Origin of the sequence: Syntrophomonas sp. DTU019 (genome assembly GCA_913757435.1) — a bacterium.
Taxonomy (GTDB): domain Bacteria; phylum Bacillota; class Syntrophomonadia; order Syntrophomonadales; family Syntrophomonadaceae; genus DTU019.
In genome coordinates, this window is sequence record CAJYDM010000001.1 from 369803 (window position 1) to 390030 (window position 20228).

The following is a 20228-nucleotide window of genomic DNA, read 5'->3' on the forward strand; positions in this document are numbered from 1 at the left end:
GGCAACTCCGTCAGCTTTTGGACGGGTTAGGTTGGCTTTAACATTTATTAACTATAAATAAGATCATTTGTCGCCGAAAGCCATAGTCTAGGAGTTCTCTGACATTGCTCCAAATACTTTGTTTCACGAGGGCTTTATAGTTAATTGATCTTTGAAAGGGGAAAGACAAGTCTTGAAACGATTGGGGATTGGAACAGGAATCTTTTGCGTAATCAGTATAGTCGGGCTAATTGCTGATGATGTGCAGTTAATTATTAATTTAGCTAGTGGAGCAGCTTTGGTGCTCCTAGCGTTGGCTGTTGTTTTTTCAGGCAGTCTCGGAAGTGGAGATAGGATTAGAGCGAACTATGGGCATGAAGACAATCAGGAACGTCAACGTAGAAACCAGTGGACATCGTCTTTGTTACTCATGGCTATACCCAATATATTGGGGGCTATGATATTGTTCTCCTGCTCATAATTAGCTTTAAAAGGTTTTGGACGAGCTACCCATTATCCAGCTGTGAGGCATTGCCCAGTTCAAGCAAACAGCATATTAGGCTAATAACACGAAGCCCGGATATAAGTTATGAAATACTAATTAGTTAATATTAAGTACGCACAGATTGTTAATGATACGTAGCTTTTTAATAACTTATTTATCGTCAGTGTTTTTTGGTTGAAGTAATAGTATTAAGCTATCCAACTTATTAAGTAACTGCGTTCTGTAGCCGTTTTGCTTCTGAAGATACCAAAATATTAGTACCACAATAGCAATCGGTATCAATATGTTTAGTAGTGACCAAAAGAAAACAAAGTAATTTGGGAAGTCAGGGGGGCTACCCACAGGCTGGACAATAGAAGTATTCATTCCAATAACCTCCGGAGTTAACTTATTTAAATAACTATAACTTATTTTACCACAATCACTAATGTGAGACTTTTGCATAATAGCAAAAATCACGTTCTTTGAAACTACAATATGGTATTAGAGCATAAAAACCAGTTGAATTTTGGTTAATTATGCCTTTAGTATCAACAAGGTTACTGGATTTATCTTAAAATGAACAGATTGACCCCTTTCCTTTAAAAACCTTAATATCTGCTTACTTTATGCAGCTATATCTTCAGATGATTTGGCTTTGTTTACCGCAACAACCGAAGCAATCATGGTAATAACACTCAGGTATGCATGGGTTTTAACCTTTTTAATACCTCGTACATTAAGTCCGGTTTCAAGTCCCAGATGCTCCTTTAAGCGCCCAAAACATCGCTCTACGCTGGTTCTCTTGTTGTATAGCAGCTTCCAGTTTGAAGTGCCTCGATGAGGCACTGTGAATAACCTGGAATCTTGTCTAGCTCTGGTTTTAACAACCATCCCATAATTGCTATCTGAGCACCAGGAGGAACCAAAAGGACAGTCACATTTGCCCATAACATGAGGGCATCGGAATTTGTTAACCCCATTGCTGCCGCCCCAATAAGCCATGCGGTATCCCGCTGAACATATGGGGGTTGCATCCCAATCCAGACCTTCTGGGGGCTCCTTTGCTCCTCGGTGATTTAGTGGTATTATTGCCTGTGCCTTGTAATCCTTGCGGATTAGTTCGTATATTGACTTTTGATCATAACCGGCATCCATGAGATAATACTGGGGTTTACTGTTTAAGTTGTTACTGCATTCTTCAAGGATGCTTTCGGCCATTATTCCATCGTTGGTACTGGCTGGGGTTATGCTCAATGCTACGGGTAATTCAGATTTAACGTCAGTAGCAATATGCAGCTTGTAACCAAACCAGGTTATCTGGTTACCATTGGTATCTAGCTTGCTGCCCCAGTTAGCTGATTGACCATCGTCTTTAATATTTTTACGTGGAACTGACTTCTCATTGGCATCTACTTTAGAAGCATCTATGGCAATGGAACTGGTATCAATCAAACCCATGGATTCAGCCGTTGTTACTTGTTTCTTAAACAGTTCACGAAGTACTTCTGACTGAGTCAATCGCTCATAGAAACGGCTAAAGGTAGCAATGCTGGGCACTTTACCAAAAACATCAAAGCCACAGTTATACCTGAGTACTGGATCATGGGTAAGACGTTCCACTAATTCAGTAAATGTAGCCATATTGTAAACACGCATTGCAATTAATGCATTGAGCTTGCTCTCAAACGGGTAACCAGTTGGCCCTCTATGTTGTTTGTTCTCTTTGTCAAGAACCGTAATAACGTCATCAAAATCGAGGGTGGCTAGAACTATCTCTAATCTTGACCGGGGCTGCAAATTTATTGCATCCTCAAAGGAAAATACGTATCCTTGCCGAATATTCATAGGTGACTTCCCCTTTCGTGTTTGTTTGGGTTTTGGTTTTGTCACCTTATAAATTCGGCAAATACGGGGGTGAAGTCCTTTTATTGTCCTCAAAAAATCCCAATATATCTGGGCTAATTAATATGCAAAATCCTCATGTACTAATTTATTTTATTTCAGAGTAATCCCGTTTTCTTATATTCTTAATAAGGTTAATTGTTGGAAAATTTATTTATCTACTTTTATTTCAGTTATGCAATTTATTTTTGGGTATATATTAATTACAAGTTTTTATAAAGAAAACAGCGATTAAGCGGAACTTCGCGTTATCCATTAAAATGGGGATTGAATTGTTGATAGATTAAAGGGGTTGATTATAGTGGAAATATCTTCGAGGGTTTTATTACGAATAGGATTGCAGATCGTTGGGGTGGTAACAATTATTACTGGCATTTGTCATACCATAGCAACCTGGGGAAATCTCCCTTCCAATCAGGGAATGATGCCCATGGGCATAATGGTGGTAAGTATTTTAATCCCTCTAGTTACCCTTGCAGCAGGAGTATTCCTAGTTTTTGGCACAAAATCGTTAACAGAAAAGCTTTACCCAGAAGAAGAAGAAAAAATGGATTCATCCCAGAATATTTTCAGCTTGGCCATGAAAATAACGGGTGTGGTCTTACTGGTCACAGCTTTACCTGATGCGGTACAGATATTGTCCTATGCAATATACATAAAAGCCTCCAGCCCGGTAATAAACAATTCAGTACAGTTCCAATTCATCTATACAAAACTTGTCTCAACATTATTATATTTTGTCTTTGGTTGGTATTTACTCCAAGGCGGGCAGTTGTTTGTACGGTTGGCATTTCATCATGCCCAGGATAAAAAAGCTTAGTACGTAATGGCGTGTGAATTAGTTTCCGGATGCATTGCATGGAATTTGCGGAACTCAACTAATTGGTCAAGAAAAGAAACCATGCGGCGTTTAGTGGATCAACAAAAAATAAAGGGAGGACATACATATGTTCAACAAAAGATTTGTTATTACCCCAGCAGTTATAGTTTTTATCGGTTTACTCACGCTTTTTATTTGCATGCCTGTAGCTAATGCCTATCAGGAGGTAGGACTGCAATTAGAGGGAAGTATCATTGAAACTGATCCCGCTCCATTTATTAATAGCAACCGGGTTATGGTTCCTGTTCGGGAAATTGCTAATGCTCTGGGGGCTGACGTAAGCTGGAATGAGGAGAAACAGGCAGTAGTGGTTGCTCAGGGAGAATATCAAATGACCATGTTTATCGGGGAACGCCATGCTGCGGTTAATGGGAAAGACGTTCAGCTGGATGTTGCTCCTGTTATTGTTGAAAATCGGGCTATGGTTGCAGTTAGAGTTCTGGCGGATGCACTACAGGTACCAATATCCTGGGATAGCGAAACTCAGGTAGTGAGTCTGGGTAAATTAGCACTGGTTGCAGGAAGTTCACTCGATTTTCCTCCATTTGAATTCAAAGAGGATAGTGAGCTGCGTGGTTTTGATATTGATTTAATTAAGGCTATTGAGGAAGTGTCAGGAGAAAATATTATCGTCAAAGACATTAGCTTTGACAGACTTATCCCATCTTTGCTGTCTGGACAGGTTGATTTAATCATTTCGGGGCTGACGATAATCGAGCCACGTCAGAAGATAATGGATTTTACTATGCCATATTTTGATTACGGCGATATCATCCTGAGTACTAAAGGCAGGCCAAGTGACATAACACTTGAGGATTTGGCCGGAAAAAAAATTGCGTTCCAGCTTGGAACTACTGGTCAGGAAATCGTCAGTTCGTTAGCGCAAAAACACCCCACTACACAGCCCGTGGTTTATGAGTCATTAGAGGAAGTTTGGGCTGCTGTAGAAGCGGGTCAAGCTGAGGCAGCCGTAGTTTCGTATCCTCTGACTGCATACTATTTAACTAATCATGGGGAGAGCAACCTGCAGATGGTTGGACCGGTGTAAACGGTAAAATAAAAGGGAGAAAAATTGGCCACTAAAAACGGAGAATATTTACCTTAATGTTCCAAACCAGCTAAAATTGTAGGGTAAAAGACTACAATTATGCGAGGAGAGGAACCAGGTGAAGGGGTGGCCGATGTATCAAGAATTACAGCAGCTAAAGGAGATGGGGCTTAATAAATCACAAGTTCAACGGCAGTTGGGCATAGATTGGAAAACAGTTGATCGTTATTGGGAGGTGACGCCAGACGAATATGACGAAATAAGAAAAAACACAAAAAGAACCAGAAAGCTTGAAAAATACGAAGAACAAATTGTGAGGTGGTTACAGGAACATCCCGACATGTCATCAGCACAAATACAAGATTGGCTTAAACAGCATTATTTAGATTATCAGGGAAAGGAGAGAACGCTTAGACGATTTATCAGGAGTTTACGGATTCAGTATAACATTAAGAAGCCTATTATCCAGCGTCAATACCAAGCAGTGGAAGAACTGCCCATGGGTTATCAGGCACAAGTAGATTTAGGTTTTACCACCCTGGTAAATACCCAGGGGCAGCGGGTAAAGCTCACAGGATTTGGGCTGGTTCTCTCACACAGCCGTTATAAATATGTTGAATGGGACGATAAGCCACTTACAGCAGCCAGATTCATACAGGTGCATTATCGGGCCTTTGAATACATAGGAGGGGTGCCAGAAGAAATTGTGTACGATCAGGACAGGCTCCTGGCTATAAACGAAAACTTTGGGGATATCATATACACAGCAGAATTCGAGAGATTCCGGCAGCAGATGGGTTTTAAGATATATCTTTGCCGCAAAAGTGATCCGGAGACCAAGGGCAAAATTGAGGCAGTTATCAAATATGCCAAAGGCAACTACGCCAGGCACCGGATATTTGACAACATTCAAGCATTTAATCAGGGGTGTATAGAATGGCTGAACAGAACAGCAAACGCCAATATACATGGCACAACAAAAAAGGTACCGGCAGAAGTGTTTAAAGAAGAACAAAAACACTTAAAACCGATACCGACCATAATTAATCAACCTGAAGAAATTATAACAAGACAGGTACGCAAAGACAATATCATTTGGTACAACAGCAACCGATATACTTTGCCCCTGGGCACTTACCATCCTGAAAGAGAAGTGAAGATTAAAGCAGACCAGGGCATACTAATCGTTTTTGACCTTGAAACCGATGAAGAGCTGGCCCGTCATGAAATATCTCTGGATAAAGGCCGATTGATCAGGAATAACAATCATAAACGCGACCATTCTGCCCGGATAGCCGAATTATATCAAGATACCCTGGCCAATATGGGAGGAAGTGAAATAGCAGCTGTTTTCCTCGATGGTATTCGTAAAGAAAAACCCAGATATGTTCGTGACCAGTATAATCTCATTATCCAAACGATTAAAAATTACTCTTTGGAAACAATATCCCAGGCATTAGATTATTGTGTGGAAAGGAGTATTTTTAGCGCAGTTGAATTCAAGACCGCCCTGGAGTATTTTGCCCAGCAAAACAACAGCCCGGCGGAAACTATACTTGATACGTCTGCCATACCTCTTGCCTATCGGATTAAAACCGAGATCAGAAATATTAGCGAATACGCCGCTATTTATGGAGGTATGAGTATTGAACAAGGCCGAAGAAACCAGGACTTATTTAAGAAGCCTTAACCTTTCCTGGTGCAGAGACAACCTGGATCAAACCCTGCAGACAGCAAGCAGTACCGACATATCCTATCTGGATTTTCTTAACCGGCTGCTGCAGGGAGAGATAAACTACCGTGAAAAAAGATCTGAAGAGCGCCGGATGAAGATGGCGGGGTTTCCCTTTGTTAAAAGCATAGATGAATTCGATTTTGCATTTCAGCGTTCTATTACCCGTAAACAGGTTAATCAATTGCTGGATATGCAATGGATTGAGAAGTTCTACAATCTGATTTTCCTTGGGCCTCCGGGAGTGGGGAAAACTCATTTGGCTGTAGCTATCGGGCTTGAGGCTGTGAAAAAAGGTTACAAGGTAAGCTTCGTAAATATGGATGATTTAATCAAGCATCTTAAGCTGGAAACTACCTCAACCCGGAGCCGCCAGAGGATGAAACGGATCATGGCTTCAGATTTAGTGGTAATTGATGAGATAGGTTTTGTCCCCATTACCAGGCAGGAAGCTAATTTGTTTTTTCAATTGATATCATCACTTTATGAACAGACGGCCTTAATAATAACTTCAAACAAGGGTTTTGAAGACTGGGCCGAATTGATGGGAGACCCGGTTATAACTACCGCTATCCTGGATCGAATCGCTCATCATAGTGAGATATTCAATCTGACCGGCGACAGTTACCGCCTTAAACATCGAGATTCTATACTAAGACTGTAGTCCTATGGAAAATTATTGGCCAAAATTTCTCCAAAATACTTGACCGCTTACAGAAGAAGGATATGGGCGATTTTCTAAGTGCTTTAGACTGCTTGTTTGCATTGGGGAAAATTGAACTAATCGATGAAGGGAGGGTACTACGCTATGTTGACAGAAATTCGATGTGATAAATTTGCACCTAAGCATCAAAACATCCAATTTAATTATGGACTTAATACGGTTTTAGGTAGTTCTGGCGGCAGTAATGCCATTGGCAAATCAACATTTCTGTGGATTATCGACTATGTGTTCGGCGGTGAAGGCTACTACACCCTTTCTGGTGACATTAAAAAAGAGATCGGCCCTCATACCATTTATTTCACTTTTCAATTTGAAGGACAGCCACATTACTTTTACCGGAGAACCGATGAACCTAAAAATGTATATCGCTGTGATAAAGAAGGCCATTTCATTACAAAGTTGTCGCTTGATGAATTTCGGAGCTTTCTCTTTCAGGAATACAAGGTTGGACTTCCAGCCCTTACATTTTCGGAGATTACAGAGCGGTATTTTCGTATTTATGGCCGGGAAAATACACTGGAGAAGTACCCCCTGCTCGTAAAGCCTCGTGAACAGGATGAAAAAGCAGTTGATTTTCTGATGAAACTATTTGGTCACTACAATATTCTTTCTGCCATTAAGAACATGGAGGAAGAACTTGGTGTCAAATACTCGCAGCTTAAATCGCGTAAGCGTCAGCAGGTTGACACCGCAAAAATTGAAATGAATCAGAAGACTATAGAGTCACTGAAGAAAAGGCTCCAGAAGCTAATGAAAAACAGTGAAGAGGCCCAGTTAGCGCTGTTTGGGTTTGATACACAGACATTTGAACGGATAAAAGCGGCTCAAAAAGAGTTGAACAAATTCATCCGCAAACGCAATCGTCTGCAATCTCAGCTTAATGCAATTTCGAGTAACATCGCTGACACTAATCCTGAAACCGCTAGTGAATTTGATTCTCTGGTGCATTTTTTCCCAAATACTGATATAAAGGCCTTCGAGGAAATTGAGCACTTTCATAAGAGAATAAGAGAAATTCTGGGCGAAGAAATGGCTCAGGAAATAGCACGTTTGCAACCGCTCATTGATCATTGCGATAAAGAAATCAAACGTTTACATCAAAGGATAGAGGAATCCGGCTTGGCAAAAGAGATGTCGGAACGAGTGCTCTCCCAATGTATCAACGTGTCAAAAAGCATTGATAGACTAGAAGAGGAAACAGCCGAGTTGATTCACCAGAAAGAATTGCAGGAAATCCGCGCCGAAGCAGAGCACAAGCTAGAAAGACTATTGCTACAACAAACCGAGAAGCTGGAAGAAATACAGGACAACATCAACCTACGTATGGCAACGATAAATGGTGTAGTGACTGAACACCAAGAAATAGCACCCATTCTGCAGATTACTCCCCAAAAGGAAATTACCTTTGAGACTCCTGGAAACACCAGTGAGGGTACTGCGTTTAAGAGCCTGGTGGTTTACGATTTAAGTGTGCTTGAGTTACGACCAATCCCTGTACTCATTCATGATTCTAATATTCTCAAACGCATTGAGGACATACACCTAGAACACATATTGGAACGTTATCAGGCCAGTGGACGACAGATCTTTATTGCGTTTGACAAGGCTGATTCTACAACCACAAAGGCACACAAGATTTTAGAAGCTACAACGATTTTGCGGTTGTCGGATGGAAATGAGCTTTTTGGCCGTTCGTGGAGTAAGAACGAAACGAATGATATTAATGGGGGGATCTAAAATATGGCTGCAATCAACGATTTAATAAGGCAAATCCCTGATACGTCTTTACGTATTCGCTTGGAACAGGAAGTTGCTCGCCTATCTAAGAATAAAAAATTTGGATTAGTTTTCGAAGAACACATCCCTGAATGTACTCCGCTTTATGATGTTGCTGTCAAACTTGGCTCGACCGTTGCACGAAAAACAGGACACATCAATGATTTTTATACAGTGGTGAAATTAAATGGCGATACTGCCCTTTGCCGTAAAAAGATAACAGGCGATGCTGTGGCCATCCCACTTACGGAACTTGTTTCGGTTGCCCAATTTGGCGAGCCGATATTTCCTATGCTTCAACCGATTGAATCTGTAGAAAATGCGCCTGATAGTAATCTATGGCACACACTCATTGAAGCAGACAACTACCACGCTCTACAATTGCTGGAATATCTATACCCCAAACAGGTAGATTGCATCTACATCGACCCGCCATACAACACAGGGGCAAAAGATTGGAAATACAACAATGACTATGTGGATTCCTCTGATAGCTGGCGTCATAGCAAGTGGCTGTCAATGATGCAGAAGCGGTTGAGGATTGCAAAACGAATATTATCAGATGATGGCGTGCTCATTACGACAATTGACGATAATGAATATGCACACTTGTGGGTGTTACTAAATGAAATTTTCCCAGAGTTCACACATACCTGTGTTACTATTCAGCATAATCCAGGCGGTACGCAGGGTAAAAAGTTTTCCGTAACTCATGAATATGCTATTTATTCATACTTACCGGGAAGCACCATTTTTCGAAAACAACACACTGGCGGTGATGTTTACAATCTTCGAAGGTGGGGTAGCACCTCTGGTCGATATGAAGGTGCGACATGTTTTTACCCAATTATACTTGACAAAGAATACCGCATTATCGGATTTGGTGATTTGCTGGATAGGGAATTACACCCGACGTCTGAAGTTGAACACAACGAGGACGGCACAATTTTCGTGTGGCCGATTGATAAAAACGGCATTGAGAAGAAGTGGCGTTATGCACGCGACACAGTTGAAACGGTCAGAAATAGGATGTTCATTGAAAAAAGAGGAAACCGCATAGAAGTCCTTTTACGCCGAGAAAGTGAACCACCTAAGACAGTATGGACTGATGCACTTTTCAATGCTGAGGCACACGGCACGGATATGATAAAGTCCATTATTGGAGGAGGTTTTTCATATCCAAAATCACTTTACGCTGTACGTGAAGCATTGGGGTTTGCTGTTTTAGGCAAGTTGGATGCACTCATAGTAGACTTTTTTGCAGGTAGCGGTACGACGCTTCATGCAGTCAATCTGCTGAACGCCGAGGATGGCGGCCACAGAAGATGCATATTGGTTACTAATAATGAGGTTTCAGTTGACGAGGCACGGGACTTGCAAAGAAACGGCTACCAACCAGGTGACCTCGAATGGGAAAAACATGGAATTTGCCGCGCGGTAACTTGGCCGAGGACAAAATATAGCATTCTTGGCAAACGTGACGATGGCACAGTTCTAACAGGAGAGTACTTTACGAACCAGACCGTAACAAAGGAAGTTGATCGTTCATTCTATCAGCTCGGCTTTGTAGAGAACCCCACAGAACTAACAACCAGCGCTAAAAAGCAGCTTGTTTCCTTGCTTCGTGGCAAGGATGGAAAGGCACAACTGCCGCAAACGTTGGTAAAAGCGGGCAGTAAATTTATTGTTTCGGATAAACATTCAGCGTCGGTTTTATTTGATATAAACGCTGTTGATGAATGGCTTGAAGCGTTGGAAGATCAAGACCACATCACCGACTTTTACATATTGGTCAAAGAGCCCGCGAAATTCAAAGCTATTAAAGCACTGGTTACTGATTTGCTTGGTCCCATTAGCGAGACAACGCAAGTGAAACGCCCCATGAGTGATGGCTTCCCTGCCAATGTCGAATATTTTAAACTTGGTTTTTTGGATAAAAACAGCGTGTCGTTGGGACAGCAGTTTCATGAAATACTACCACTGCTGTGGCTGAAATCTGGTGCACTTGGTAAGCGACCTGAACTGAGCAGCGATGAAGAACCAAAAATGTTAATTCTTCCACAGAACGGCTTTGCTGTTCTGGTTGATGAAACAAAGTTTGCTGAGTTTGCCGAAAAGCTCTCGGAAGAAGATAGAATCAAGGTGGTCTATTTCGTAACAAACTCCGAGGACGCATTCCGTGAAATGACCGCTGGCATAAAAGTAAATAAAACATACCAGCTATACCGCGATTACATCGACAACTTTGTGTTGGGGAGCAGGAGGGATTCATAAATGAGAGATACATTATTTCCGTTTCAGGAAACAGCTCTTGCTGAATTGCATGAAAAGATCAATAAAGCACACTTGATGTGGAGCGAACGTGACCCACAAGTAATTTCCTTTTCCGCACCTACAGGTTCGGGAAAAACAATCATCATGACCACACTCTTTGAAGAAATTCTATTTGGGAGTGCAGATAACATTGGCGAGCCGGAGTCAGTGTTTGTTTGGCTTTCCGATTCACCGGAACTTAATGAGCAAACGCGGCTAAAAATTGAAAGCAAGTCTGATAAAATCCGTGTGCGGGATTTAGTTACTATTGATGCAACCTTTAGCGCCGAGTATCTTGAAGGTGGCCGCATCTATTTTCTGAACACACAAAAACTAGGTTCTGACAAACTATTGACGGCAAAATCCGATACACGGCAATATTCAATTTGGGAAACACTTACTAACACTACTAAACGTAATCCAAAGCAGTTTTATGTGGTGATTGATGAAGCGCATAGAGGCACCTATACCTCCGTTCAAGCGGAGAACAAAGCGCAGTCCATCATGCAGAAATTCATTAAAGGCAGCAAGGATGACGGGCTCTGTATTATGCCTCTTGTCATCGGTGTAACTGCAACCCCTCAGAGATTTGATAATTTAATTGCTGGAACTACATCGACAGTTCAGAAAGTCATCGTTCCTCCTGAGCATGTGCGTGATTCCGGACTTTTAAAGGACAGAATCATCATTCATTTCCCGGATATTCAACTAAGTGCCGAAATGACCATGTTCAAGGGTGCAGTAGAAAATTGGCTTAAAAAGTGCTCTCACTGGAAAGCTTACTGTGAACGCGAAAACGAGAAAATGGTAAATCCTATTCTCGTTGTTCAAGTCGAAGATGGCAGCGAACGCGAAGTAACCCATACTGATATTGGGGCTTGTATTGATTTACTTGAGGAATCACTGGGGCGCAAATTACTGCCTGGTGAAGTGGTACATACCTTTAATGACCGTGGCACGATTAAAGTACGTGACGTCGAAATTCAGCAAATCGAGGCCTCTCGAATTGAAGACGAAGAAAATGTGAAGGTAGTATTCTTCAAAATGAACCTTTCCACAGGCTGGGACTGTCCGCGTGCTGAAACGATGATGTCGTTCCGCAGCGCACAAGACTATACTTATATTGCGCAGCTTTTAGGTCGTATGATTCGCACTCCTTTAGCGAGAAGAATTGCCTCCGATGCTGAACTTAATAGCGTGAGCCTTTTTCTTCCGTACTTTGACGAAGATACAGTGAAAAATGTGGTTAATGCTCTACGCGATAGTGAGTCGGCTATGCCCGCCGAAACAGGTACTAACAAAGAACTTGTTACACTTGGTCGCAATCTTGCCTATGCCGATGTGTTTGATGCAATGGATAACCTCGTCACTTACCGGGTAGATTCATCTCGCAAACAGGCACCTCTTAAGCTACTAATACAGCTTTCCCGAGCACTGACGATGGACGGCATTGATTTAGGAGCGCAGAAAACAGTTAAACATGCAGTTCTATCAAAAATGGATGAGGAAATTGCGCGGATAAAAGAAAGCGGAGAATTTAACAGCCGAGCTGCTGCGATCACCGGATTTGCTCTGGGTACACTGATATTTGAGTACGGAGACAATGCCTATTCCTTTGACGAAGCAACACAGACCATGACAGTTTCGGATTTCGATATTTCACGACATTTTGAACAGGCCGGAAAGCTGTTGGGCGAAGGCCTGCACAAAGAATATTGGATTCGGCACAGTAGCCGTGACCATATCGATATAAAAAAGGAGATCATCGTTCTTACAAACGACACGGACGCAATGGAACGAATAGAAGCCTTTGCAGAGGAAAAATTCATTAATCTCTACGAAGGTAATAAGCGCTCCATTGCAAAATTAAACGAGGCACGAAAAAATTTTTATGAAAGGTTAATCAATGCTTCTGTACAACCGATAGCTGTGCCATGGGTATTACCCGATTCAATCGATTTCTCTGTGCCGGAGGATAGCATTAAGTTTGAACAGCACCTATATTGTTCCGAGGACAGTACATTCCGAACATCACTAAACCAATGGGAGAGCGGAGTTATTAAAGAAGAACTTAAAAACGGTGCCGTCTGCTGGTTACGTAATCTCGACCGTAAAAAGTGGTCACTTGAAATACCGTATGAAGTTAGCGGTATTACCACTTCTATGTTCCCGGATTTGGTGGTTGTTAGAGCAGATGCACAGGGTTACGTTTTCGATATTCTGGAACCACATGACCCCAGTCGTAAGGATAATTACCCCAAGGCTGTAGGCTTGGCGAAATTTGCCGAGAAACATTGGGATAAATTTGGCAGAATTCAGCTCATTCGTCTAAAAAAAGGTGTAGATGGTCATGAACATTTCTATCGATTGGATATGGGAAAAACAACAGTCAGGAATAAGGTTCGCGGTATAACGTCAAACGAGGAGCTTGATAGAATTTTTGACGCAGATGCTATACGTGAAGACTAGATCTCTATCGGTTTTAGACTTAGCAATACGGTGCTGGAAGGAGATTATATGAAAATAACCTATGTACGGGTTTCTAATTATAGGAATATTGATGGTATCACCGTCAACTTCCATTCGGAACATAATTACATTATCGGAGAAAACAACCTTGGGAAAAGCAACTTTCTATCTCTCCTCAGTACTGTGTGTAGTGGTAAAGGCTTTGATGATAAGGACTTCTATGATTCTGAAAAGCCCATCGAGGTTGAAATGGAAGTCAAGTTATCGCCAAACGAACAAGGCTTCTTCGGCGACAACTTCTCCCCTGATGATGCCTCATTATTGAAAATACGGTATCGTCAGACGATAAAAGAGGCATACCCGACTATTGTCAGTGCCGATTCCAACGAGAGTATTCAGATAAAGCAATTAAGAAAAATTAACTTCTTGAAATATGAAACAACATCCATTCCAAGTAGAGAGTTGCGCCTGGACACGCAGAAAGGCGCAGGCTTGCTGATTAATGGCATCATCGAGAGATTCATAACGAGCGATGAGGAAACCCCTACCTTTCTGAATAATGAGCAGGTAGACAAATTGACGGAATTTATAAACGAACATCTGGGCAAAATTCGCAGCTTTAGGGATTACGCTATAAAAGCGACTGTTGCCCCTAACCCTACTGAGATGTTGACCAGCCTGTATTACCTATCAGATGGCGACAGGAAAATTGACACAACGGGTAGCGGTGTTCAGTATATGGCTATGGCTTCGATTAACATCTTATGCCAGATTATGGAGCTCTATAAAAGCAAATCTGCACCATTTAATGAACAGCTTTTCAGAGACAATGATGGAAAAATGCTTTTACCGATTGTTCTATCAATTGATGAGCCAGAAGTTCATCTACACCCTTATCTCCAGCGTTCGCTCATTGGCTATTACAAACGAATTCTGCAAAATGAGGATGCTGAATTTGCCGAGTTGCTGAAGCTGTGCTTCGGAATTGACGGCATTGATGGTCAGCTTATTGTTGTCACACACTCAACAGACGCTTTGGTTGGGGACTACCGCAACCTCATCCGCTTTTATAAGGAAGAGAACAAAACAGCAGTAGTTAGTGGTGCCACACTTAGATTCACCTCAGCAAACGAGAAACATATGATTATGCGTTTCCCCGAAATAAAGGAGGCGTTTTACGCCCATTGTGCCGTGTTGATTGAGGGTGAAACCGAATATGGTTGCATTCATAGTTTTGCCGAAAAACTTGGCGTATCGCTAGATGATTACGGCATCTGCGTTATAAATGCAAGAGGCGAAGAGTCAATCAAACCACTTCGCCAATTACTGGAAAAATTTAAAATCCCAAGCATAGCTATCTATGACGGTGATGTTAGGACTGGACATACCCCAGCTAATAACGAGTTTTTCACACAAGAACTCTGCTTTGAAATTGAAATTGTTAAGAAACTATTTTTAAATGGTCAAACTGCCCTGGTAAGGAAAATTGCTAAGGATTTATCCAGCAATGCAGAGTCTGTCGAAATGGATGCCGATTTCGTGCGGAAGCACTTCAAAAAGATGGGTATTGATATGACAGGCTATGTACCTAAGAAGCTATCAGATGTCAATGATGATGATGAGATTGAGTTCTGCCAAATGTACTCCGCTTGGTTTATGGCAAAGAAGGATGTTCTCCTGGGACGGATTATCGGCGAATTGCTACCAGCTGACCTCATACCTGCTTGTTATGCCGATGCAATTATCAAGGCGCGGGAGGTGGCGAGCATTGCCTAATGCCATTCTTGCAGAACTAAAGGCAAAAATTTCAAAGCAACATGAGGGCGATGAAAAACAACTTGAAGTTATCTTTTCAGACAGTCCACGCTTGATAGTGGAAGCACCTGCCGGGTATGGTAAGACGACCACTATGATTAGCCGCATTGCTTACCTGTACGCTTCAGGTGGCATACCAAACCCCAAGCGTATACTAGGACTAACCTTTAGCGTGAATGCCGCACTGAAAGTCAAAAGGGAAGTCGCAGAGAAATTGCCCGTACTCCTTGGCGAACAAAACAGTCCGGTTGCCATAGGCGAGAAAGTAACTGTCACGAACTACCACGGGTTTTGCAAGGGGGTTTTGAAAAAGTACGGCTATCTCATCTCTGACGTATTGCGAAAAGATGTCAATCTATTCAAGGCGATCAGCGACAGTGAAATTAGCAGACGCCAAGATCTGAATACTACTTTATCTGCATCAGAAACCCAGCGGCTTGAAGGTATAGAAACCTCGATTAAGGCTTCCAGTGCTCCTGATGCACAGACTATACACGAATACAATGACATCGTTATTAGGAAACTCCTGCCTTTGGAATACATTACACACAACGCTGTCATTCTGTTTGTGCTGGAGATTTTCGCCCGCTTCCCTGAGGTAAGGAAGTTCTATCAGAGCTACTACCCGCTACTCGTTGTCGACGAGTTTCAAGACACAAACTGCATTGCTTGGTCGTTACTGGAGTCAATGATCTCCGACCATACCCAATTGGTTTTTCTTGGAGATCCTTTGCAGCGTATTTACGGTTTCATTGGGGCGTTGCCTGATATTATGTCCACGGCAGCAACGAAATATGGTATGACCCAAATAGCACTTGCCAGGAACTACCGCTTCCGCAATAATCCGGAGATGCTTAAGCTTGACGCAAATATTAGGGCGAACGCAGCGACTTGCTTCGACCCGGAGATTACTGATTCTGATACTGCAAAACTACCAGCATTTTGGGGAAGCACTCAGAAAGAGGAGGCGTGCAAGGTTGTTGCGAAAGTACAGAGCCTTCTACAAGACGATATGGGTAAAATAGCTATACTCTTTCGCGGACGTGGAAAAAACGCCGAAATTGTCGAAGCGGAACTTTCAAATAACAGTATCCCGTATTTCTACGGTATGTTTACAGACGAAGACTTGGAATATGTAGAATTCCACAACAGATGCCAGGAAATGTTCATCAAGAAATTTGGCAAATCTAAGAACATAAATAAGAAAGCTCTAATCGCGTTTGCTGAAAGCATTAAGACTGCTTATTCACAATCAAACATGAAAACTATTGATTCCTTGCTTTACTTGCTTGACGCTCTAGTAGAGAAAGTATCGGTTGATTATTCTGATTTGTTATCTGAGGACAAATACACGTTGTTATTGGATATCTTTGAGAACAGACAACTGAAACAGGCAATGGAGTATGTAGATTCTCGGGTGATACTCTCGACTATCCATGGAGCGAAAGGGCTTGAATGGGATTATGTTATTCTATCTGATGTTGAACAGTGGGTTTTTACTTTCTTGTGCAGAGATTGTCCAAGCCTAAAAAATACATCAAGCAGTGCAGTATGCAAACTGCCGAAAACGTTACCTGAACAAATGAAGAACCCAATATTGGACGATCTTTGCGTGTTTTATGTTGGCTTGACAAGAGCTAGAAAACAAGCATATCTTTCAGCAAGTGGTGAACGGTTTAATGCACGAGGTCAGCAGTTCACAAACGGAAAAATCTGCTGTTTAGCTTTGGTAGATGGTGTTAAGCTGGTGGAAGCCGATTAGTTACGATTAAGGATACATTTCAACGATTACCCCTAATCTTTCAACGATTACCCGTTGGCTATGCACACCCCATGCTAACTATTAACGATTATCCCTGCCAACTCCGCCTAAAAATAACAGGGGTTTTGTTTATTAGTATAAAAATAACCCACCAGAAATCGAGAAAGCCGCTCCGCTAAAACCGCAGGAACGGCTTAAATACCAGTTTTTCAAGCAATATAAAAGCCACCCACTGATAAAATACTTTTTATCAATAGATGGTAGATAATCTGGTGGAGGCGGGGGGAGTCGAACCCCCGTCCGAAAGAAAGACCAGAAGAGTTTCTCCGAGCGCAGTCTGTGTTTTGAGCTTCGCCATCCGGACGCCCACGGACAGGCTTCCATTGCGCTATCCCCGATTAGTTTCCCCTTAAAGCCCCTCGAGGAAGAAGGCTTCAGGGTACCCTAACTAAGTGACGCCCTGCACCAGACCGTTAGGAAATCTGGCCGGACGAGCCGCTTAAGCGGCTAGTGCAAAATTATCTTCTGCAGTTATTGTTTCTCGCCTTTTTATCGAGCTGGCGACAACTCGGCTCGCTACTCAACCCATCTATTCCCCCGTCGAAACCAGTACGCCCCCTTGTAAATAATATGCTCATCGCACATGCAATATTAAACCCTGGAAGGCTCTTTGTCAACCCCGCCTGACTGTCTAAACATCGGCAAAACAGGGTGGATAACGCACTGTGCCGGTGATGTTGTCGAGGGCATTGGGCATAAGTTCCAAAACCATATAGACTTCATCGGGCACTGAAAAGGGTGATAGTATCCCTTTATCGGACGCTTTGACAAAGCCAAAGCGCGGGTAATACTCGGAATGCCCCAGGACTACTATCGCCGGGAACTGTGAATTCTCGGCGCGCTTGACTGCGCATTCAATCATCCGGGTGCCGATGCCTCTTCCCTGGTATTCAGGGATTACTGACATCGGGGCCAGGGTCAGGATGGGCATAGCGTCATTGCTATTTATCAGCATTGCGGCGCTCAACAAGATGTGCCCCACTATGTTGCCATCATCCACTGCTACCATAGACAGTCCGGGTACAAAGAACCGTGACCCCCTGATTAGATCAACTAATTTTCCTTCCACATCACGTCCAAATGCGAGCAGGTTGACCTGACGAATAGCGTCTTCATCTCCGGGCAATTCAGGTCTTACTGTGATCATTAAGCTTCATCCCCTATCTCCGATTAAGTGTGCATTTAGGTGTGTATTTTTGATTTGATCACCTGTTCGATATTGCGCCGAGCGTCACGCTCCGCGATGTCCTCGCGTTTGTCATAAAGTTTTTTGCCTACTCCTACGGCCAGGTCCATTTTGGCCAGGCCATCTCTAAAAAATATCTTCAAAGGAATCAAGGCATAGCCTTTCTCCCGTTGAAATCCCTGCAGTCTGTCGATCTCGCGGCGGTGCAATAACAGTTTTTTGGGCCGCAGCGGATCGTGATTGAAACGATTGGCTTTATCATAAGGACTTATATGGAAATTTTGAACCCACACCTCCCCATCTTTTACCGTGGCATAGGCATCCTGAAGATTGCCCCTGCCCATGCGCAGCGACTTTACCTCAGTGCCTGCCAGAACCAGTCCGCATTCAAAGGTTTCTTTAATATGATAATTGAAACGTGCTTTACGATTATCCACCACCGGCTTGATTCCGCCGTGCTTTTTTGCCATGATCCATCCCTCTATATTACTACAGTATCCCAGTTCGACAAATATGCCCCAACCTCGGCAGTAGATTCCAAGGCCAGGGCTCTCTAACCAAGTTTATATCTCTTATATCATAACTCACCTTCCATTTTCAAGCAATGATGGTCCATAATGTTACTTTAATGCCATAATAAACCGCATACAGCCCCCCGGGATACGGGGGGCTGAGAATATTATCTCCAATCAAAACTATGTTATTGATCGAACTTATTTTACCGCGTTCAGAATAACAGTCACTGCCTCTGCCCTGGTGCTGCCCTTTTGCGGCTGGTAGGTGTTGTCTTCGTAGCCGCTGATGAGCTGGTTGGTATAAGCGGTGTTGACATACTCCAATGCCCAGGCCGAGATCTGGTTCTGGTCGGCAAAAGTAGCGGCGGTTTCAGCAGGCTCCAGTTGAGCTGCTTTCACCACCATGACCGCCATCTGCTCCCGGGTGATACCGTCATCAGGGCCGAAGCTGTCGGCGCTGTAACCTTCAACTATGCCCAGCGCATTAGCAGTGGCGATCTCATTTTTGGCCCAATGACCGGCAGTGTCAGCAAATACCTTATCTGAGGCTGCTTCCAGTTTGAAAGCCTTTACCAGCACGGTGACGAATTCAGCCCGAGTTATGCTTTTATCCGGCGCAAAGGTACCATCTCCATAGCCGCTTATCGCACCCACAGTCACCAATTGCTTGATATTGTCCTCAGCCCAGTGTCCCTGTGTATCCTTGAATTCTACTTGCGCCGGGGGCTCAACCGGATCGGCTGGCGGTTCAACCGGCTCTACCGGAGGCTGAACTGGATCTTCTATGGGCTCTTCTTCCACTATGGTCACTGTGATACGGGCATCCTTATAAGCTGTAGCTTTGACCAGTATGTCATAATCTCCAGCCGCGGTGAATATTTCCGCAGGGATGGTGATTTTGTCGTCGACTATATCAAATTCTCCTTTATGGGATACATCGTTCACCTTGACATTGGTGATTTTGGCGGCCCAGTCAGCACTGCTGGCAAAAGTGATCTCGACCGCCTCACCTAGTATATACTGATCCGCATTCAGTTCAGGGGGCTGTAACGTTTCGCCCATCTGGTAAACAAAGCTCTCTACTGCCACACCATCCGCAGATTTGATCTGCAGGGCGGCATCATCGCTCTTGTTGTAGGTAATGGCAATGATTTGATCAGCAGTAGCCTTGGACTTTAATACCAGTTTGATTTTGGTTGGGGTATTGGTCAATTCTACTCCGCTCACCTCAACCGGAGCTCCGTTGATGACCACTTCAAACTGACCTTGAGTTCCGGCCGGGTCGGTCATGGTCTGGTCAAAGGTCAGAGCCAGGTCGCCTTTATTGCTCACTTCTGCCGCAGCCAGCTGCGGAGCGGTTGCTTCCTCACCTAATACTGGTGCCGATGTTGCCATCGTGGAAATGGCAAAGAATATGGCCACCAGAATAGCTATGGCCGCATTATGCCTTGTTCTCACATTAATCATTTTAATTCCTCCTAATATTTTTGTTTTGCACTTTTTACAGCGATGCCGTACCGTATCACCTCCATAGGCATTTATTTTCCTTTGCAAGTGGGAGACAGTCCTTCCCCGTTTGC

Annotated in this window: 15 protein-coding genes and 1 other RNA gene; 11 read left to right on the plus strand and 5 right to left on the minus strand. The window is 43.1% G+C overall.

Going from position 1 to position 20228, the window contains the following annotated elements:
* The first annotated feature begins 241 nt into the window (after positions 1-241).
* Complete coding sequence (locus AC15IQ_RS01880) at positions 242-460, plus strand: DUF5316 domain-containing protein (RefSeq protein WP_483177732.1); 219 nt, start codon at positions 242-244, stop codon at positions 458-460.
* 630 nt (positions 461-1090) lie between these two features.
* Here the strand turns inward: AC15IQ_RS01880 and AC15IQ_RS01885 are convergent.
* Positions 1091-2311, minus strand: coding sequence for a transposase (locus AC15IQ_RS01885; protein ID WP_483176944.1), 1221 nt, complete (start codon positions 2309-2311; stop codon positions 1091-1093).
* A gap of 349 nt (positions 2312-2660) precedes the next feature.
* Between AC15IQ_RS01885 and AC15IQ_RS01890 the strand changes: the two genes are divergently transcribed.
* The 10 genes from AC15IQ_RS01890 (at position 2661) to AC15IQ_RS01935 (ending at position 16887) form a co-directional block, all read left to right on the plus strand.
* Entirely contained in the window at positions 2661-3188 is a 528-nt protein-coding gene (locus AC15IQ_RS01890; RefSeq protein WP_483176945.1) for a hypothetical protein, read from the plus strand.
* 127 nt (positions 3189-3315) lie between these two features.
* On the plus strand, positions 3316-4296 hold the full coding sequence (locus AC15IQ_RS01895) for a stalk domain-containing protein (protein ID WP_483176947.1): 981 nt from the start codon (positions 3316-3318) through the stop codon (positions 4294-4296).
* Between the two features lie 133 nt (positions 4297-4429).
* Positions 4430-5986: an IS21 family transposase gene (gene istA / locus AC15IQ_RS01900; protein ID WP_483176949.1), complete on the plus strand. Its 1557-nt coding sequence runs from the start codon at positions 4430-4432 to the stop codon at positions 5984-5986.
* Positions 5943-6692 (plus strand): IS21-like element helper ATPase IstB, encoded by a 750-nt coding sequence (gene istB, locus AC15IQ_RS01905; protein WP_483176950.1) that lies wholly within the window; start codon positions 5943-5945, stop codon positions 6690-6692. Before istA ends, istB begins: the two co-directional genes overlap by 44 nt.
* 62 nt (positions 6693-6754) lie before the next feature.
* Positions 6755-6859 (plus strand): ABC-three component system middle component 7, encoded by a 105-nt coding sequence (locus tag AC15IQ_RS01910; protein ID WP_483176951.1) that lies wholly within the window; start codon positions 6755-6757, stop codon positions 6857-6859.
* A complete protein-coding gene (locus AC15IQ_RS01915; protein ID WP_483176952.1) occupies positions 6837-8489 on the plus strand; it encodes a DUF2326 domain-containing protein in 1653 nt (550 codons plus the stop codon). The genes AC15IQ_RS01910 and AC15IQ_RS01915 overlap by 23 nt, the downstream gene beginning before the upstream one ends.
* 3 nt (positions 8490-8492) lie before the next feature.
* Positions 8493-10802 (plus strand): site-specific DNA-methyltransferase, encoded by a 2310-nt coding sequence (locus AC15IQ_RS01920; protein ID WP_483176953.1) that lies wholly within the window; start codon positions 8493-8495, stop codon positions 10800-10802.
* Entirely contained in the window at positions 10803-13310 is a 2508-nt protein-coding gene (locus AC15IQ_RS01925; protein ID WP_483176954.1) for a DEAD/DEAH box helicase family protein, read from the plus strand.
* A gap of 48 nt (positions 13311-13358) precedes the next feature.
* The gene (locus AC15IQ_RS01930) at positions 13359-15086 is read left to right on the plus strand and encodes an ATP-dependent nuclease (protein WP_483176955.1); all 1728 of its coding nucleotides are present in this window, start codon (positions 13359-13361) and stop codon (positions 15084-15086) included.
* Complete coding sequence (locus AC15IQ_RS01935) at positions 15079-16887, plus strand: UvrD-helicase domain-containing protein (RefSeq protein WP_483176956.1); 1809 nt, start codon at positions 15079-15081, stop codon at positions 16885-16887. The genes AC15IQ_RS01930 and AC15IQ_RS01935 overlap by 8 nt, the downstream gene beginning before the upstream one ends.
* A 270-nt stretch (positions 16888-17157) precedes the next feature.
* Here AC15IQ_RS01935 and ssrA read toward each other — a convergent pair.
* From ssrA to AC15IQ_RS01955, 4 genes are all read right to left on the minus strand, one after another.
* Positions 17158-17506: a transfer-messenger RNA gene (gene ssrA, locus AC15IQ_RS01940) on the minus strand.
* Positions 17507-17578: 72 nt separating this feature from the next.
* Positions 17579-18094 (minus strand): GNAT family N-acetyltransferase, encoded by a 516-nt coding sequence (locus AC15IQ_RS01945; RefSeq protein ID WP_483176957.1) that lies wholly within the window; start codon positions 18092-18094, stop codon positions 17579-17581.
* Positions 18095-18129: 35 nt separating this feature from the next.
* Entirely contained in the window at positions 18130-18603 is a 474-nt protein-coding gene (smpB, locus tag AC15IQ_RS01950) for an SsrA-binding protein SmpB (protein ID WP_483176958.1), read from the minus strand.
* Positions 18604-18846: 243 nt separating this feature from the next.
* A complete protein-coding gene (locus AC15IQ_RS01955; RefSeq protein WP_483176960.1) occupies positions 18847-20115 on the minus strand; it encodes an S-layer homology domain-containing protein in 1269 nt (422 codons plus the stop codon).
* Positions 20116-20228 lie beyond the last annotated feature (113 nt).

Coding starts and splice junctions, on each gene's coding strand:
- AC15IQ_RS01885 (WP_483176944.1), bottom strand. CDS start 2,311: ATGAATATTCGGCAAGGATACGTATTTTCCTTTGAGGATGCAATAAAT.
- AC15IQ_RS01895 (WP_483176947.1), top strand. CDS start 3,316: ATGTTCAACAAAAGATTTGTTATTACCCCAGCAGTTATAGTTTTTATC.
- istA (WP_483176949.1), top strand. CDS start 4,430: ATGTATCAAGAATTACAGCAGCTAAAGGAGATGGGGCTTAATAAATCA.
- AC15IQ_RS01910 (WP_483176951.1), top strand. CDS start 6,755: ATGGGCGATTTTCTAAGTGCTTTAGACTGCTTGTTTGCATTGGGGAAA.
- AC15IQ_RS01915 (WP_483176952.1), top strand. CDS start 6,837: ATGTTGACAGAAATTCGATGTGATAAATTTGCACCTAAGCATCAAAAC.
- AC15IQ_RS01920 (WP_483176953.1), top strand. CDS start 8,493: ATGGCTGCAATCAACGATTTAATAAGGCAAATCCCTGATACGTCTTTA.
- AC15IQ_RS01925 (WP_483176954.1), top strand. CDS start 10,803: ATGAGAGATACATTATTTCCGTTTCAGGAAACAGCTCTTGCTGAATTG.
- AC15IQ_RS01930 (WP_483176955.1), top strand. CDS start 13,359: ATGAAAATAACCTATGTACGGGTTTCTAATTATAGGAATATTGATGGT.
- AC15IQ_RS01945 (WP_483176957.1), bottom strand. CDS start 18,094: ATGATCACAGTAAGACCTGAATTGCCCGGAGATGAAGACGCTATTCGT.
- smpB (WP_483176958.1), bottom strand. CDS start 18,603: ATGGCAAAAAAGCACGGCGGAATCAAGCCGGTGGTGGATAATCGTAAA.
- AC15IQ_RS01955 (WP_483176960.1), bottom strand. CDS start 20,115: ATGATTAATGTGAGAACAAGGCATAATGCGGCCATAGCTATTCTGGTG.